This is a genomic window from Actinosynnema sp. NPDC049800, assembly GCF_040656635.1.
Lineage (GTDB): Bacteria > Actinomycetota > Actinomycetes > Mycobacteriales > Pseudonocardiaceae > Actinosynnema.
The window spans coordinates 61,018-76,828 of sequence record NZ_JBFAMT010000027.1; the positions used below are offsets into that span (position 1 = coordinate 61,018).

A 15,811-nucleotide genomic window follows, 5' to 3' on the forward strand; every position below is an offset into this window, starting at 1 on the left:
CTACTCGCAGGTAGCTAAGCCGACGACCGGCGGCGCACCACGACGCTCCCGACCACCAGCAACGCACCCAACACGCAGACGGGAGCGGCCCAGGCCAACCGCTCCAGACGCAGCCGGCCGCAGATCTCGAGGAACGCCGCGCCCTCCGCCTCGACCGCGACGCGGTCGAACCCGAGGCCCACGCTGTTGCCGCAGGAGACGGAGAACCCGGACGGCGAGTCGGTGGACAGGGGCAGCAGCATGATCAGCAACCCGGCCAGGAAGAACGCAACACCGACCACCGCGGTGACGGCCCTGGGCGACATGCGAAGAAGTTACGTCTTCGACCCGCCCCGGCATAGGGGGATGCCACATAGGGGGATCCGGCGAGCAGCCCCTAATGGGCCATCCGGCCTACCCGGGGCAAGCGGCACGTCGGTGCGCCGAACGGTCGTACGAGCCGCCGGCCCGATCAGTCGAACCATTCGCGAGAAAGGACGAATTCAGGAAATCTTCAGCACACGACCACCGTCGCAAAACGATAATCACACCATCGAGTGACTTGCTTTCCGATGGCACCACCCAATACGCCCAATGCCGCACCTCAGCGTGCATCTTCGCACCTCATCGCCCGCACCGGGCGGTCCCGCCGCTGAACTCAGACCCCTTGCCGCTCGCCGATCGACTTCACCATTCCACCCGTCCAGGGGTCACGGTTATTGCACCTCCGCCGCCGAAAAGGAGTTCCGACCGCCGTGAACAGCGTTGACGACCGCACCCTGCTGACCGCCCTGGAACGCCGACTGGCCGCCGCGCTGGGCGGCAGCACCCGGTTCGGCCACCTCGCCCTGCGCTGGCCCGCCGCCGCGGCGAGACGGGCCGGCACCACGGTCGCGTTCCGCACCAACGACGTCGGCGGCTACGGCCCGATCCCGCTCGACCGGACCCTGGACGTCACCACCGTCACCACCCGCTTCGCCCAGATCCCGGAGTTCGCCCGGACCGACGAGCTCAAGCAGTCCCGGCTGATCCCCTGCGCCGACCACGAGCGCGAACAACTGCTCACCGCACCGATCCCGATGGACCGCTGGATCGCGTTCGAGACCACCGTCGGGGGCCGCACCTACCGGCTGCGCGAAGGTCGCTGGCACACCGACTGACCGCGTCACGGCTCGTGCTTGACGGTCTTCATGCTCAGGTGGGAGTCGACGCGACCGATGCCGGGCGCGTCCTCCAGCCGGTCGGTGACGAAGCGCTCGAACGACTCCAGGTCCGCGGTCGCGACCCGGAGGAAGTAGTCGGGCAGGCCGAACATCCGGCGGAACTCGACCACCTCGGGGAAGCCCGCGACCACTTCCTCGAACCTGGCGACGGTGGCCCGGTCCTTGACGACGAGGTCGACGTTGACGATCACCTCGAACGCCCGGCCGGTCCGGACCGGGTCGACGCGGGCGTGGTAGCCGGTGATGACGCCGTCCTGTTCGAGGCGGCGCACCCGGCGCAGGCAGGGCGCCGGGGTCAGGCCCACCCGGTCGGCCAGTTCGGTGTTCGTGAGCCGGGCGTCGGAACGGAGCTGCTCGATTATTGCCCGATCGATGCGATCCACACCGGATCATTGCCGAAACCGCAGGTGCTGGACAACATTCGGCAATCGGATTGCCCGGCGTTGCGGCTACCGTTGCCGCCATGGCGACGATCTCCGCGCTGTACCACTACCCGGTGAAGGGCTGCGCCGGGCTCAGCGTGCCGACCGCCGCGCTGGGCCGTGCGGGCCTCGGCCACGACCGCCGCTTCCTCGTCACCGACCTCACCGGCACCTACCGCTCCCAACGCCGCGACCCGCTGCTGGCCACCATCCACCCGTCCGTCGACGCCGAGCACCTCACCCTCTCCGCACCCGGCGCGGGCACGATCCGGGTGCCGGTCGACTCGACCGCGCCACGGCGGCCGGTCACCCTGTTCGGCCGGCCGTACACCGGGATCGACCAGGGCGAGGACGTCGCCACCTGGCTCACCGCCGTGCTGGGCAAGCCGAGCAGGCTGGTGCTCGCCCCACCCGAACACCACCGCGTCACCGACGGCCTCACGCCGGGCACGTCCGCCTACGCCGACAGCTGCCCGATCCACCTGATGTCGACGGCCTCACTGCGCGACCTGAACACCCGGATCACCGCCCACGGCGGCCAACCGGTGCCGATGAGCCGCTTCCGCCCGAACGTCGTGGTCGACGGCTGGGACGCCCACGAGGAAGACCACACCCTCCACCTGACCGCGGGCGACGCCGAACTGGGCTACGCGAAACCCGCGATCCGCTGCGTCGTCACCACGGTCGACCAACCAACCGGCACCAAGTCCGGCCCGGAACCACTGCGCACCCTCGCCACCTACCGCCGCCGGGCCGACGGCGTCGCCTTCGGCGCCAAGCACGCCGTCCTCCGCCCCGGCCACCTCTCCGTCGGCGACGCGCTCATCACCCTCGAACGCTCCGAAGCCGATCTCTCGACCCCACCCCGAACCACCGTCACCGAACGACCGAGCAGCACTTACGCCTGACCGACGAACACCGCCTTGTCGGAACCGAAATCGGGCTGAAGGGTGATCTGAAGCTCGCCGGCCTGCGCACCGACCGCGAAAGTCGTCTCGTACGTGTAAGTCTTGCCGGGCAGCACCGTGGCATTCTCCAAACCGCCACTCCCACATCCGCCACTGGAGTCGAACACCGTCTCCGCCTTCCGACCGTCGAACTGCGCATCGCTGCCGAACGACAGCAGCCCGGCGTCGAACGGCTTGTCGGTGCCGTTGGTGACGGTCACCGTGACTCTCGCCGCACGAGTGATGTTCGACGGCGCCGCGTACTCACCGGGCGTGCACGGCGTGGGCGCGGAAACCTCGACGGCCAGGCCGTTGGCCCAGGTGTAGCGCTGGCCCCAGGTGGGCGGCGCCGCTGCCGCCTCGGGCTTCTGCTCGACCGGCGCGACACCGTCCGTGCCGCCGCTGACCTGACCCTGGTTGGTCGAGCCGTTGATGATCTCGTCCAACTTCTCCACCGCCGCTTGCTGGGCCATGACGGTGAAGACGATGCCGAGCACGCAGAGCACGACACCGATCACGGCGATGATCTTCTTGGTGCCGAAGAGGCCGATGAACCCGAGCACGAAACCGACACCGGCGACGACGGCGGTCAGGTTGTTGAAGATGATGATGGGCGAGCCGACAATTCCCACGATGCCGAGAATGAGGGCCGTCCACGCGAGCGCGCCGAACTTGGTCGGCTTCACCACGACCTGCTGGGGGTACGGCTGCGGGTAAGAGGTCTGCTGCTGTTCCATGGCGCACTTCCTCGAAATTCGGTGTACGCCGGAGAATCGCCAAGCCCCGAACGATCGTTACAACGTCCACCCGACCGTTATCCCAGCGACCGCAATGTAACGCCCGGCTCGTTCCACCCGATAAGCCCGCCCTCACAAAAACGCGAGTTTCATTCAATTACCGACCGGAGTCGGCCCCCAACGCCTTCAGCAGCACCAGGACGGCAGCCCGACTCGCCGACCTCAGCTTCACAGCCGGTCACAATCGACGATGTCAACACCCCGGACGTGGTATTCGCCGGCCATCTTCAGCGCGACGGCCTTTGACAGGGCTTGTGCGGTAGAGCACCGTGCTTGTAGGGCAGGTCGGTGGCCCACCTGGCTGGTGGGCCACCGACTCCCTAGCGGGAACAACCGGTGGACTCGGCGTTCACCGGCGGGCGCTCATCCACTTGCAGAGTGCAGCGCCCAGGTATCCGACAACAGCGGTGCCCCCGGCCAGCCAGGTCGGGGTCATCGCTCCGCCAAGCGCGAGCACCCCGGCTCCGGCAGTCCCGAGGTTGCCGATGTCCGTGCAGACTTCGGCAGCCCGTTGCCAGGTACGACGCCCGGACGGCTCACGCCGTGCCGAACGCCCGGACTTCACCAACCACCCCATGTGACCTCCTACCGGGTGGTGCGGATGGCAGTCCTTCCGCCATCCAGCTGGAACAGCGGCGACGGGTGCCCTCAAGAAGTCCTGCATCTAATTGGTACCCGGATTCCTACGATGCACAAGCAAGATCGGCCGACCGGGTAGAGGGCGGAATGCACTCGATCGGCCTATCTAAAATGACCCCCGGTTGCACACCGGACACACTGATGCCGAATCGGATGTCGCTGTCCGTCCCGAGCCAAGGGCCGCACCCGGCACTGATTCCCGCCGACCAGCGATTTGACGTCGGCTCGGCGCAACGCCGACACCGGGTTCCGCCCTAACGGCCCAAGACCGGTACAACGCTCAGTATTGTCCCCGCGAAAGTCCGACGCCGAAGTCGAGGTCGATGCGCACGCTCAGTAGGCACCTGGGGGAAGCCACTCGGGCGATCTTGCCACCGTCACTCACCCGACTCACTACCGCCCGCACCTGCCACTCGGCGGCAGCGGACCCGGCGCACCACCTACTCGACGGCGTCAAGGGCCAGGTGCCACGGATAGTCGGCCAGCACGCTGCCGCCGGTCCTCGGTGGGTGCGGGCGGAAGCCACGTTCGCCGAACAGCACCTTCACGCCGGACGACCGCAACGCGTCGATGCTGCGGTGGAGGACCGGATTGGCGGCGAGGGCGGTGTTGACGAAGGGCAGGACGGCGATCGGCACGCCGAGCCCGGTGAGTTCGGCGAGCTGCGTCAGCACGTAGGTGTCGGCGATGCCGGCCGCCCATTTGTTGATCGTGTTGTAGGTGGCGGGCGCGACGACGACCGCATCGGCGCGAGGTAGCGCCGACTGCCCCTGGCGCTGGTAACCGGTCCGGACGGGGTGGCCGGTGAGGTGTTCGACCTTGTCCAGGTCGAGGAAGTGCTCAACCGCGGCGGGCGTGGCGACGCAGTAGACCGACCAGCCCCTGTCCTGGGCGAGGTCGATGGCGACGTCGATGCGATCAGCCGGGCCGGCGCCGCAGACGATCAGGTACAGGACTCGTTCGGTCATGCGGGCACTCCGGCTCGGTGAGCCATCTGGCGGACCTGGCGGGCGGGTTCACCGGTGGTGGTCGACAGGAGCGTGCGCAGCACGGTGTGGGCCGCCGGTCGGCAGCGGACTTCCTGTGGTGCGACGCGTTCGGCCCGAGCCAGGGTGCGGGCGGCTTCGGCGTAGTCGTCGCGGTGGGTGTTGGCCTTCGTCAGGTCGAGCAGGTAGTTGGCTCGACGCTCCGGCGGCAGGGCGTTGAGAGCGCCCTGCGGGATGGTGCTCGCGAGGTGGAGTGCTGCCTCCGCCTCGTGGAGCCGGACCAGAGCGGACACCCGGTGAATCGCCACGTTGGCGCGACCGAAGTGCGTGTGGTGGACGGCGTAGTGAGGCTCCATGCGTTCCGCCGCGTGGAGCGCTTCCTCGTGCATCGCCAATGCCGGCCCGGCGTTCTCCTGCTCGGCGGCGGAGATGGCGGCGGCCAGGTAGAGCATCCCGTAGAGGGAGAGCAGGGCGCCGGGGTCGCGCTGGACCTCGAAGCGCATCCGGTCGGTCATGCCGAGGAGGACCTCGACGGCTTCCGCGCGTTGACGGGCGGCGGTCATGGCGCGGGCGACGCTGCGGGTGGCCCGCGCTTGTGACCAGGTGTCGTCCACTGCCAGAGCGGTGTGCATGGAGCGGTCGGCGGCCAGCCAGGCCAGGTCGTGGCTCTCGAACTTGAGCAGCATCGACGACGCCAGGCGGTAGGACGTGACGAGGACGCGGTGGGCTTCCACCTCCTCGTCCGGCGAAGCCGCCAGAGCGACCACCTGTGCGTTCTCCAACAGCTTCGGGAGCTGTTGGGCGATCGTGGTGAAGTGCGATGAGGCCCAGGCGTGGTCCAGGTACTCCGCCTGGCGGGTCAGCTGAGCGACCGCACGCGGTTCCCGAACCGGGTTCGCCAGGCCCGGGTAGCGACCGAGCGCGGCACGGATCGCCGTGACCTCTGCCGCGTCCACGCAGTTCGCGGCGCGAGCCGCCGCGGACGCGTCGGTGAGGACGGTCGAGTCGATCGACAACGCGTCCGCGACCAACTCGATGATCCGGATGCGGGCCAGGTCGCGCTCACCGGACTCGACCTTGTCCAGCCACGACGTCGACCGGCCGATCATGTCGGCGAACTGCTTGCGGCCCAGGTTGCGGCGCAGGCGCCAGTAGCGGACACGATCGCCGATCTCCTCGGGGGTGTCCGACATCCGCCCTCCGCTGGTCATCGGCCCTGGGTACGACCTCAGCGTAGCCGGTCGTCCGTCACACATTTTGTACGACTTGTGACGCTCAGTGGTGCCTACCGTGACCCCGCCATCCACTTCCGCGATGGCCACCGGAGATCACCGCAGAAGGGCACGAGAGTGCGAACCAGCCCACCGGACACGCCAACACGGATCACCCTGCACGCAGCTCTGACCTACGCCGAGCTGGGCTGGCCGGTCCTGCCGGGAGCCATTTGGCACAACGGGCACTTCGCGGATCCGGAGGACGAAGCCCCGGTCACCGACCCTTGTCTCCAACCGTCCGGTAAGGCGACCACGGACGTCGCCCGGGTGCGCGAGTGGTGGTCGAAGCCCGGACTGCACCAGCCCAACATCCTCACCGTCACCGGTCCGCGCTTGGGCGCGTTCATGGTCTCCGAGAACCTTGTGATGGCGTTGGCCGACGACGCTCGGTTCGCCGCCGTGCCGACGCCGGTGGTGGCTTTCCCGAACATGCCGATCGCCTACTTCCTCGTCCGGCCACCGCTGCCCTCGCTACTGCTGGGCGACGAGGCTCGGGTCGTGGCCGAGGGCATGCCCATGCCGCTGCCACCGAGCGCCCTCGGCGACACGGCGGCGATCTGGCTGGTCACTCCGGAGGAGGCGGGCAACGTCCTGTTGACCGGCGACGAACTCGTCGAGCTGATCGAGTCGGCGGAAAGGAGGACCGCGTGAACGAGTCGATGCACGAGCTGGCGGCCGGTGAAGCTCCGCGGCTGTTCGCGATCGTCGAGGAGTACGGCGACGCGGAGGACCTCCGGGTCGCGGCCTACGGCTTGGCCTACGACGACCGCGCCGAGGTCAACTCGGTCGAGGGCGACTTCCGCCTCGACTCCCAGAGCCCGGAGCACGCACGGACCCTGTTCGAGATCAGCTCCCGTTCAGCAGGCGTCCAGCGGGTGCACGTGATCTGGCTGGACGAGACCCGAGGCCCGCAGCCGGACCACAGCGGATCTCGAAAGGGCGGAGCGAAGGCGCGACAGCGCTGAAGCGAAGCCCGCCGATATGGGGGCCAGGGGCGACAGCCACGGCGGGGGTCCGGGGGCGGAGCCCGCCGGGCGGGGTCCGGGGGGGTTGCACCCCCGGGGACGCAGTGGGCGCGGCAGGATTCGAACCTGCGACCGCTCGGGTGTAAACCGAGTGCTCTTCCGCTGAGCTACGCGCCCCCGAAGCGCCGGCCGGCTCCGCGACCGGCGCCGGACGGTATCAGGACAAGGCTGCCACGGCCTTCTTCCACGCCTCCTGGTCGCGCGGCTCACCGGGGGCGTTCACCTCGGCGTAGCGGACCACGCCGGCGGTGTCGATGAGGAACGTGCCGCGGTTCGCCAGACCCGCCTGCTCGTTGAACACGCCGTACGCCTGGGCCACCTGCCCGTGCGGCCAGAAGTCCGACAGCAGCGGGAACTGGTAGCCCTCCTGGGCCGCCCACGCCTTCAAGCTGAACGGTGTGTCCACCGACACACCGATGACCTGCACGTTCTCGTCCTCGTACGCGGCCAGCTCGTCGCGCACCTGGCACAGCTCGCCGGTGCAGATTCCGCTGAACGCGAACGGGTAGAACACCAGCAGCACGTTGCGCTCACCTCGGAACGAGGACAGCGTCACGGGCTGCTTGTTGTAGTCGTTGAGCGTGAAGTCAGGTGCCTGCGCGCCGACCTCGACCATGCAACCCTCCACTGGAACCGTGCAACCCGAAGAACGGGCTCCACCCGATCGGGGAGCCCGCCGTCGAGCCTAGGGCATGTCCGGCGGTCGGCGTGCCTGGTCGCGGTCAGCGCTTCGTCTTGGCCGACTTCGGCGCGACGAGCCTGATCGCGGACCAGTCGCCGCTCGCCGGGATGTTGGAGGTCTGGGCGAGCCCCGCGGTGGACACGGCCTCGGCGATGTCACTCGGCTCGACGTGACCGGACCGGCCTGTCTTGGGCGTCAGCACCCAGATCACGCCGTCGTCGGACAGGGCGGTGGTGGCGTTGATCAAGGCGTCGGCGAGGTCGCCGTCCTCCTCGCGCCACCACAGCAGGACCACGTCCATGACCTCGTCGGAGTCCTCATCGAGCAGATCACCGCCCACCCGCTCCTCGATCGCGGCACGGAGGTCGTCGTCGACGTCCTCGTCCCAGCCGATCTCCTGGACCACGCTGCCCGGTTCGATCCCGAGCCTGTCGGCGACACCGATCTTGCCGGCGTCTTCCGCGGCGACCACGGCTTCCACTCCTCCAAGTACACAAGAGCGGCAGTCGGGGTACGACTGCCGCGATGTCACTACCAGTCGCGGCTAGCGAACACTGTCAGCCCCACCACGCGCAACCGTAAGGGCCAAGACACGCCGCATCGGGTACCCCCGAGTGAGGTGCCCGAACGGCATGAGGCAGGCTCTGCACACCTCCTATTCGCGCGCGCGAGAGAAACGATCCAGAGTTACTCACCGGTAGAGGTGACGGGACCGTGACTGTCGGGCGACGATGGAGTTGAGAAGACCCCGGAACGAGGAGATCCCTTGGCCCCGCAGAACCCCCCCGAGCGGGTACGCGTCATCCGTGACGGTCTGGCCGCCCACCTCCCCGACATCGACCCGGAGGAGACCGCGGAGTGGCTGGAGTCGTTCGACGCCGCGCTCAAGGGCGGCGGGCAGCAGCGCGCCCGCTACCTGATGCTGCGGCTGCTCGAGCGGGCCAGGGAGAGCCACGTCGGCGTCCCGTCGCTGACCAGCACGGATTACGTGAACACCATTCCCACCGAGCGCGAGCCGTGGTTCCCCGGCGACGAGGAGGTGGAGCGCCGCTACCGGGCCTGGATCCGGTGGAACGCGGCGATGACCGTGCACCGCGCGCAGCGCCCCGGCGTCGGCGTCGGCGGTCACATCTCGACCTACGCGTCGTCGGCCAGCCTCTACGAGGTCGGCTTCAACCACTTCTTCCGGGGCAAGGACCACCCCGGCGGCGGTGACCACGTGTTCGTGCAGGGCCACGCCTCTCCCGGCGTGTACGCCCGCGCGTTCCTCGAAGGCCGGCTGTCCGCCGAGCAGCTCGACGGCTTCCGCCAGGAGTTCTCACACGCGGGACCGGGCGGCGGCCTGCCGTCGTACCCGCACCCGCGGCTGATGCCGGACTTCTGGGAGTTCCCCACCGTGTCCATGGGCCTCGGCCCGATGAACGCGATCTACCAGGCGCGGTTCAACCGCTACCTGCGCGACCGCGGTATCAAGGACACGTCCGACCAGCACGTGTGGGCGTTCCTCGGCGACGGCGAGATGGACGAGCCGGAGTCGCGCGGCCTGCTGCAGGTCGCGGCGAACGAGCAGCTGGACAACCTGACCTTCGTGGTGAACTGCAACCTGCAGCGCCTCGACGGCCCGGTCCGCGGCAACGGCAAGATCATCCAGGAGCTGGAGGCGTTCTTCCGCGGCGCGGGCTGGAACGTCATCAAGGTCATCTGGGGCCGCGAGTGGGACTCGCTGCTGCACGCCGACCGCGACGGCGCGCTGGTCAACCTGATGAACACCACGCCGGACGGCGACTACCAGACGTACAAGGCCAACGACGGCGCCTACGTCAAGGAGCACTTCTTCGGGCGCGACCCGCGCACGAAGGAGCTGGTCGCGCCGATGTCCGACGACGAGGTGTGGAACCTCAAGCGCGGCGGGCACGACTACCGCAAGGTCTACGCGGCGTACAAGGCGGCGGTGGAGCACCACGGCCAGCCGACGGTCATCCTCGCCAAGACCATCAAGGGCTACGGCCTGGGCCCGCACTTCGCGGCGCGCAACGCCACGCACCAGATGAAGAAGATGACCCACGAGGACCTGAAGCTCTTCCGGGACAGCCTGCGCATCCCGATCGAGGACAAGGACCTGGACCCGTACCTGCCGCCGTACTACCACCCCGGCAAGGACTCCCCGGAGATCCAGTACCTGCTGGAGCGGCGCAAGCAGCTCGGCGGGTTCGTGCCGGAGCGGCGGACCAAGTCCAAGGCGCTGGTGCTGCCGGGCGACAAGGTCTACGACGTGATCAAGCGGGGCTCGGGCAAGCAGGAGGTCGCCACCACGATGGCGTTCGTCCGGCTGGTCCGCGACCTGGCCAAGGACCCGGAGATCGGCGGCCGGATCGTGCCGATCATCCCGGACGAGGCGCGCACGTTCGGCATGGACTCGATGTTCCCGGCGCAGAAGATCTACAACCCGAACGGGCAGATGTACACCTCCGTGGACGCCCAGCTGATGCTGGCGTACAAGGAGAGCGAGCAGGGCCAGATCCTGCACGAGGGCATCAACGAGGCCGGTTCGACCTCGTCGTTCACCGCGGCGGGCACGTCCTACGCCACGCACGGCGAGCCGATGATCCCGATCTACATCTTCTACTCGATGTTCGGGTTCCAGCGGACCGGTGACGGCCTGTGGGCGGCGGCGGACCAGATGGCGCGCGGTTTCGTGCTCGGCGCCACGGCCGGTCGCACCACGCTGACCGGCGAGGGGCTCCAGCACGCCGACGGGCACTCGTTGCTGCTGGCGCACACCAACCCGGCCGTGGTGGCGTACGACCCGGCGTGGTCGTTCGAGGTGGCGCACATCGTCAAGGACGGCCTGCGGCGGATGTACGGCGAGAACGCCGAGAACATCTTCTACTACATGACCGTCTACAACGAGCCGTACCAGCAGCCGGCCGAGCCCGAGGGCCTGGACGTGGACGGCCTGCTCAAGGGCCTGTACCGGTACCAGGTGGCGCCGGCGCAGGCCGGGCCGCGGGCCCAGCTGCTGGCCTCGGGCGTGGCCATGCCGTGGGCGGTCAAGGCGCAGCAGGTGCTGGCCGACGAGTGGGGCGTGCAGGCCGACGTGTGGTCGGCGACGTCGTACTCGGAGCTGCGGCGCGAGGCGGTCGAGGTCGACCGGCACAACCTGCTGCACCCCGACCAGGAGCCCCGCGTGCCGTACGTCACGCAGGCGCTGGCGGACGCGGCGGGTCCCGTGGTGGCGGTGTCGGACTGGATGAGCGCGGTGCCGGACCTGATCCGGCCGTACGTGCCGACCGACATGACCACGCTGGGCACCGACGGGTTCGGCTTCTCCGACACCCGGCCGGCGGCGCGGCGGCACTTCCTGGTCGACACGGAGTCGATCGTGGTGGCCACGCTGGCGGCGTTGGCCAAGCGCGGTGAGATCCAGCAGTCGCTGGTCGTGCAGGCGGCCCGGAAGTACAAGATCGACGACGTGAGCGCGGCGGGCCCGTCCACCTCGGACGCCGGTCTGGCCTGATCGTCACCCTCGGGGGCGGCACGCGTGGTGACGCGGCCGCCCCCGAGGCGTGTCCGCAGTAGTGCGGCCGACCAGCGGAACTATCCGCTTTGCCGCTGCGGGATGTGATCCGCCCCATAGACTTGCCCCCACAATCCGGCGTTCCAACGAGGGGTCGGGGTGGGGACGCAGCCGCAGCACGCGTTGCACCGCACGGTCGTGGTCGTCGACGTGTCCGCGTTCGGTCGGCGGTTGCGCGTGCCGCAGGAGGAGATCAGGCGCGGGCTGTACGCGGCGCTGGAGGCGGCGTTCGACGACAACGGGCTGGACTGGTCGGCGACCCACCACGAGGACCGCGGGGACGGCGTGTTCGTGCTCGTGCCGCCCGACGTGCCCAAGAGCCGGGTGGTGGACGGCGTGCCGCACGCGTTGCTCGGTGAGCTGCGCCGGTACAACGCGACCCGCAACGAGGACGCCCGCATGCGGCTGCGGATGGCGATCACGGCGGGCGAGGTGCAGCACGACGAGCACGGCGTGGTCGGCGACGAGGTGACGCTGGCGTTCCGGCTGCTCGACTCCAAGCCGCTGCGGGAGGCGCTGGACGGCTCGACCGCGGTGTTCGCGCTGATCGTCTCCGACCGGTTCTACGACGACGTGGTGCGGCCCGACCCGGCGCTGGACCCGGAGTCGTTCCGCCGCGTGAGCGTGGACGTCAAGGAGGTCCACGGGCGCGCGTGGCTGCACGTGCCGGACCGCGCCGCGCCCGCCCCCGCGCCGAAGCCGAAGAAGGCGCCGCGCCGACGCCCCAAGCCGCCGTGGGCTCGGCTCGGGCTGACCGTGCTGCTGGTCGGGGCGGGCGCGGTGGACGCCTTCGGCGCGCGGCCGCCCGTCGTGCCGCCCTGCCCTCCCCCGGTCCAGTTGAACGTGCTGGTGTCGGCCGAGAAGGAGGCGGTGGTCCGCTCGCTCGCGCTGGAGCTGGAGAACGACTCCGCGGGCTGCAAGGAGTTCAACGTCCTGGTGTTCACGGGCAAGTCGTCCGACCAGGGCGCGGCCGAGGCGCTGGGACGCGGCTGGCAGCCGGGCGACCTGACGGCGGAGGGCCCCGAGCCGCACGTGTGGCTGCCGGACAGCACCGCCGAGGTGCGGGCGATCGAGGACGCCCTGAGCCGGCGCTCGGACGTGGAGCTGCACGTCCGGGCAGGGGTGGCGCTGTCGCCGGTGGTGCTGGGCGCGTCGGAGGAGCTGGCCGGGCAGATCGCGCCGGACGACGAGTTCGAGTGGCGGCACGTGGCGCGGCCCGCGGCGGTGGACACGACCTCGGGCGTGGGCCTCCTGGCGGCGTCCGCGTTGGCGCAGGCGGAGCTCGGCCCGGACCTGGACTCGCACCGCGCGGCGCGGGTGCTGCACGACATCACCCGGCGCACGAGCACCGACGCGCCGTGCGCGGGCGACGTGGCGCTGGTCGGGTCGGAGCAGGCGGTGGCGCGCACCGAGGGCTGCCGGGTGCTCTACCCCCGCGACGGCGCGCTGGTGCTGGACCACCCGTTCGTGGAGGTCGCCCGGCCGCAGCGGCCGAACCCGCGGCGGCAGCGGATCGTGCAGCGGCTGCTGGAGCACCTGCGGTCCCCCTCCGCGCAGGACCAGTTCAAGCGCGCGGGGTTCCGCGACCTGGCCTGGAACGTGATCGCGCGACCGGGTTCGGGCGTGCGGCCGGACCGACCGCAGGCGCTGTCACCCCAGCTCGACCCGAGGGAGGTCCGGGAGGCGTGGGAGGCGGCGAGCAGGCCGCGGGTGATCGGGGTGGCCGGTGACGGCTCGGCGGCGGCGGACCTGTTCGCGTCCCGGGTCCGGACGTTGGCCGGTCCGCGTGACCGGGTGGTGACGCTGCCGTTGACAGAGGGCGTGTTCGAAGCGGGCGCCGCGCAGCACGCGCACGTCGTGGTGCTGGTGTCGGCGACGCAGGTCCCGTCGATCCCCAAGACCGCCGGCGGTCCCGTCCGGGTGGTGGCCGTCGGGTTCACGGAGGGCGCGTGCGCGGCCTCAGCGCCTCTCTACGAGGCCGCGCTGGCCCACGGAGGGCAGTGCCAGGGGATCTTCGACCGGAACGGCTCCGGGGCCACTCAGCGCCAGGAAGACGCCCTGGACGCCATAGCGCGCGCTGCGTGGGGAGGGTGACCTTGATCCGTGTCCCGCTGTCGCTGGTGGCGCTCCTGGCGCTCCTGGCGGCCTGCACGACCCCGGTCCGGGACGACGCGGCGGACGGCGTCGGGCCGATCACGTTCGTGGACGGCCGCGACACCACCGCGGACCGGCAGGTGCACGAGCTGGTCGACCGCTGGAACGAGCGGGCCAGCAGGCGCGAGCAGGTGGAGTTCGTGGAGATGCCGACGTCCACCGACGCGCACCGGGCCCAGCTGACCGCGCGGTCGCAGGACCTGAAGGGCGTGCGCGGCAGCCCGGAGTGCTACGACGTGATGGCCGTGGACACGGTGTGGACGGCGCCGTTCGCCGCGGCGGGGCACCTGGAGCCGCTGGACCCGGCCGAGTTCGACGTGGGCCGGATGCTGCCGGAGTCGGTGAACGCGGCGAGGTCGCCGGACGGGGGCGAGCTCTGGGCGATCCCGTGGCGCAGCGACGCCGGGTTGCTCTACTACCGCAAGGACGTGCTCGCGGAGGAACGGGTGGACCCGCCGACCTCGTGGCAGGAGCTGCGGCGGCAGGCGAGCGAGATCGCGCCGCACCACGACCTGGACGGCTTCGTCGGCCAGTTCGGGCGCTACGAGGGCCTGGTCGTGAACATGGCCGAGGCGGTCTGGGCGCACGGCGGCGACCTGGAGCGCCTGGACGCCGCCGAGACGAAGGCGGGCGTGCGTGCCGTCGCCGACGGCTTCGCGCAGGGCTGGATCCCGCGCGAAGCCCGCGACTACGACGAGCTGGCCTCGCTGGAGGCGTTCCAGTCCGGTCGGGCGCTGTTCATGCGCAACTGGCCGTTCGCCGGGCCGGTGCTGGACGGCGACGAGTCGGAGGTGCGCGACAAGTGGGGCAAGGTGGCGCTGCCGTGGCCCAGCGCGCTGGGCGGGTGGAACCTGGCCGTGTCGCGGTGCTCGGCGAACCAGAAGACCGCCCGCGAGTTCATCAAGTTCATCACCCGCGACGACAACCAGCGGCGCATGAGCAGGCTCGCCGGGTGGGCGCCCACCTCCCGCGCGCTGTACGAGGAGCCGGACCTGGTGCCGCGCGAGCTGCGGGACAGCCTGCTCGGCGCCCGGATCCGACGCCCGTCGCCGCACTACGACGAGCTGACCGGCGTGATGCAGGAGAGCCTGCACCACGTGCTGGACAACCCGGACTCGGTCGACCAGTCGCTGGACCAGCTCGCGGACGACCTCGCCAGGGCCGCCGAGGGCCGTTAGGCGGCGGCGGCGACGCGCCTGGTGGTCTGCTTCGCGGCGCGGTTCCAGTCGATCCAGCCGCGGATCACCAGGACGGCGAAGACCGTGTAGACGAGCGCGCTGAACCACAGCCCGGACTGGATCTGCAACGGCACGCCGATCGCGTCCACCACCAGCCACACCAGCCAGAACTCGACCAGGCCGAGGCCCTGGAGGGTGAAGGCGAGCACGGTCCCGACGAAGATCGCGGCGTCCGGCCACGGCGCCCACGAGGCGTCCAGCGCGTCCAGCAGCAGCGCGAACGCGACCGTGCCGAGGACGAAGGCCGCCGCCACGGCGAGGCGTTCCCGCGCGGTGCCCTTGCGGACCACCACGCCGAACACCGGGTCGCGCCGGCGCGTCCACGCCCACCAGCCGTAGAGCGTGATCAGCGCGATCACCACCTGGCGCGCGGCCGTGCCACCGAGCTGCGCGGACACGTAGACCACGAACAGCAGCGCGACCGAGACCAGCTGCACGGGCCAGGTCCACAGCGAGCGCTTCTGCGCCAGGTACACCACGACCAGCGCGAAGACCTGGCCGATGAACTCGGCCCAGGACACCTTCTGCCCGAACACCGTGAAGCCCTGCTCCATCAAGACGTGCACCGCGTCCTCCATCCCCGACAGGCGTCCCCGGGGCATGGCAGGCCGACGGCACACGCGCGCCTCCCATCCGGACTTTCACCGTCGGCCCCGGAATTCCACCGGATCAACCGCCCTGGTGGGCGGGTCGCGGGCTGTCACCGCCGGTTCGGATTTCCACCGAGCCCCGGAGCGCGTGTCTCTCATTGCGTCGGAACATCATCTCGCCCGGAACTGTTCCTGGGGTGATCGACGGCACAGTGCGCACGATCCGAGAACGCACCCACTCGTGGTCATCTCGACTTCAGCGCCGGTACACCGGCGGC

At 70.1% G+C, this 15,811-nt stretch carries 15 protein-coding genes, 1 tRNA gene and 1 riboswitch; of the genes, 7 read left to right on the forward strand and 9 right to left on the reverse strand.

Translation table 11 applies throughout. From position 1 onward, the window contains the following. Positions 1-14: 14 nt before the first annotated feature. Positions 15-305: a hypothetical protein gene (locus AB0I91_RS26810; protein WP_498773554.1), complete on the reverse strand. Its 291-nt coding sequence runs from the start codon at positions 303-305 to the stop codon at positions 15-17. 429 nt (positions 306-734) lie between these two features. Here AB0I91_RS26810 and AB0I91_RS26815 point away from each other — a divergent pair, with 429 nt between their 5' ends. Then, positions 735-1,139 carry a TIGR04141 family sporadically distributed protein gene (locus AB0I91_RS26815; protein WP_498773552.1) on the forward strand — a complete coding sequence of 135 codons (405 nt, stop codon included), beginning with the start codon at positions 735-737 and terminating at the stop codon, positions 1,137-1,139. A 5-nt stretch (positions 1,140-1,144) separates the two neighbouring features. Here AB0I91_RS26815 and AB0I91_RS26820 read toward each other — a convergent pair whose 3' ends face one another. Beyond that, entirely contained in the window at positions 1,145-1,585 is a 441-nt protein-coding gene (locus AB0I91_RS26820; RefSeq protein ID WP_499614997.1) for an Lrp/AsnC family transcriptional regulator, read from the reverse strand. Positions 1,586-1,665: 80 nt separating this feature from the next. Between AB0I91_RS26820 and AB0I91_RS26825 the strand changes: the two genes are divergently transcribed. Further along, positions 1,666-2,532 carry an MOSC domain-containing protein gene (locus AB0I91_RS26825; RefSeq protein ID WP_499639372.1) on the forward strand — a complete coding sequence of 289 codons (867 nt, stop codon included), beginning with the start codon at positions 1,666-1,668 and terminating at the stop codon, positions 2,530-2,532. Here AB0I91_RS26825 and AB0I91_RS26830 read toward each other — a convergent pair. From AB0I91_RS26830 to AB0I91_RS26840, 3 genes are all read right to left on the reverse strand, one after another. Further along, positions 2,523-3,308: a hypothetical protein gene (locus tag AB0I91_RS26830; protein ID WP_499614992.1), complete on the reverse strand. Its 786-nt coding sequence runs from the start codon at positions 3,306-3,308 to the stop codon at positions 2,523-2,525. The two genes, AB0I91_RS26825 and AB0I91_RS26830, sit on opposite strands and share 10 nt — an antisense overlap. A gap of 1,139 nt (positions 3,309-4,447) precedes the next feature. Continuing rightward, positions 4,448-4,975 carry a flavoprotein gene (locus AB0I91_RS26835; protein ID WP_499639374.1) on the reverse strand — a complete coding sequence of 176 codons (528 nt, stop codon included), beginning with the start codon at positions 4,973-4,975 and terminating at the stop codon, positions 4,448-4,450. Next, positions 4,972-6,186 carry a helix-turn-helix domain-containing protein gene (locus AB0I91_RS26840; RefSeq protein ID WP_499639376.1) on the reverse strand — a complete coding sequence of 405 codons (1,215 nt, stop codon included), beginning with the start codon at positions 6,184-6,186 and terminating at the stop codon, positions 4,972-4,974. Before AB0I91_RS26840 ends, AB0I91_RS26835 begins: the two co-directional genes overlap by 4 nt. A 156-nt stretch (positions 6,187-6,342) precedes the next feature. Between AB0I91_RS26840 and AB0I91_RS26845 the strand changes: the two genes are divergently transcribed. After that, a complete protein-coding gene (locus AB0I91_RS26845) occupies positions 6,343-6,918 on the forward strand; it encodes a bifunctional DNA primase/polymerase (RefSeq protein ID WP_499639378.1) in 576 nt (191 codons plus the stop codon). After that, positions 6,915-7,232: a hypothetical protein gene (locus tag AB0I91_RS26850; RefSeq protein ID WP_499639380.1), complete on the forward strand. Its 318-nt coding sequence runs from the start codon at positions 6,915-6,917 to the stop codon at positions 7,230-7,232. Before AB0I91_RS26845 ends, AB0I91_RS26850 begins: the two co-directional genes overlap by 4 nt. 105 nt (positions 7,233-7,337) lie before the next feature. Here AB0I91_RS26850 and AB0I91_RS26855 read toward each other — a convergent pair. The 3 genes from AB0I91_RS26855 to AB0I91_RS26865 all read right to left on the reverse strand — a co-directional run bounded on the left by AB0I91_RS26855 (position 7,338) and on the right by AB0I91_RS26865 (position 8,446). Next, positions 7,338-7,409: transfer RNA gene (locus tag AB0I91_RS26855), tRNA-Val, on the reverse strand. A 40-nt stretch (positions 7,410-7,449) separates the two neighbouring features. Then, positions 7,450-7,908: a peroxiredoxin gene (locus tag AB0I91_RS26860; protein WP_387488623.1), complete on the reverse strand. Its 459-nt coding sequence runs from the start codon at positions 7,906-7,908 to the stop codon at positions 7,450-7,452. Positions 7,909-8,014: 106 nt separating this feature from the next. After that, entirely contained in the window at positions 8,015-8,446 is a 432-nt protein-coding gene (locus AB0I91_RS26865) for a DUF3052 domain-containing protein (RefSeq protein ID WP_498773535.1), read from the reverse strand. A gap of 294 nt (positions 8,447-8,740) precedes the next feature. On the opposite strand from AB0I91_RS26865, the gene aceE reads away from it, so the two are divergent. From aceE to AB0I91_RS26880, 3 genes are all read left to right on the forward strand, one after another. Next, complete coding sequence (gene aceE, locus AB0I91_RS26870) at positions 8,741-11,491, forward strand: pyruvate dehydrogenase (acetyl-transferring), homodimeric type (protein ID WP_498773533.1); 2,751 nt, start codon at positions 8,741-8,743, stop codon at positions 11,489-11,491. A 159-nt stretch (positions 11,492-11,650) separates the two neighbouring features. Further along, positions 11,651-13,645, forward strand: a complete 1,995-nt coding sequence (locus AB0I91_RS26875; protein ID WP_499639381.1) for a substrate-binding domain-containing protein — start codon at positions 11,651-11,653, stop codon at positions 13,643-13,645. 2 nt (positions 13,646-13,647) lie between these two features. Further along, positions 13,648-14,883 carry an extracellular solute-binding protein gene (locus tag AB0I91_RS26880; protein WP_498773529.1) on the forward strand — a complete coding sequence of 412 codons (1,236 nt, stop codon included), beginning with the start codon at positions 13,648-13,650 and terminating at the stop codon, positions 14,881-14,883. Here AB0I91_RS26880 and pnuC read toward each other — a convergent pair. Further along, positions 14,880-15,509 carry a nicotinamide riboside transporter PnuC gene (gene pnuC / locus AB0I91_RS26885; protein ID WP_499614978.1) on the reverse strand — a complete coding sequence of 210 codons (630 nt, stop codon included), beginning with the start codon at positions 15,507-15,509 and terminating at the stop codon, positions 14,880-14,882. The genes AB0I91_RS26880 and pnuC overlap by 4 nt on opposite strands. Positions 15,510-15,560: 51 nt before the next feature. Continuing rightward, a riboswitch (FMN riboswitch) is annotated at positions 15,561-15,684 on the reverse strand. Between the last annotated feature and the right edge of the window lie 127 nt (positions 15,685-15,811).